Raw genomic sequence first — 445 nt, forward strand, 5'->3', positions numbered from 1 at the left:
TAACGTTAAAGCCCGCGTAGGTTATCCCCTTGAGCATGATGACCCTCAAATCCCTGAAGCGTGAGCTCTTAACGGCGTCTATCATTGCGTTCGTTGCATCTCGCCCATCGACGGTTATCCAACGCGAGAGAACGCCGACTACCTCCTGAGAGCCCTTCATGATGACGCCGATTAGAATCGTCTTTTCCCTCTCTAGTTTTGAAGAAAAGGAGAAAGTTCCGTCGTCAAAACCTACAACCCTAATCTGGGGCTTCACCTTCCTTATTGCCCCAGAACTTCTTCGAGCCATTTCGCGTACTCCCCGTTCACCTTGTCGACGTCTATCCTTGCTATTAGCGGCACGGTGTAGGGGTGGAGTTCCTTTATCGTCTCCCGTAGCTCTTTCCACTTGCTCACGTCCGTCTTGAGGAGCGCGCCGACTTCATTATCTTCTTCGATTTTTCCT

The 445-nt window shown here is 50.8% G+C and carries 2 protein-coding genes; both read right to left on the reverse strand.

Going from position 1 to position 445, the window contains the following annotated elements:
• The coding region (locus E3E42_RS11730; protein ID WP_167904889.1) for a DUF99 family protein at positions 1–289 on the reverse strand (289 nt) is incomplete at its 3' end.
• Positions 262–445, reverse strand: a 184-nt coding sequence (gene cutA / locus E3E42_RS11735) for a divalent cation tolerance protein CutA (protein WP_167904891.1), incomplete at its 5' end; no start/stop codon positions are given. The genes E3E42_RS11730 and cutA, both read right to left, overlap by 28 nt.

The organism is Thermococcus sp. JdF3, assembly GCF_012027495.1.
Classification (GTDB): Archaea; Methanobacteriota_B; Thermococci; order Thermococcales; family Thermococcaceae; genus Thermococcus.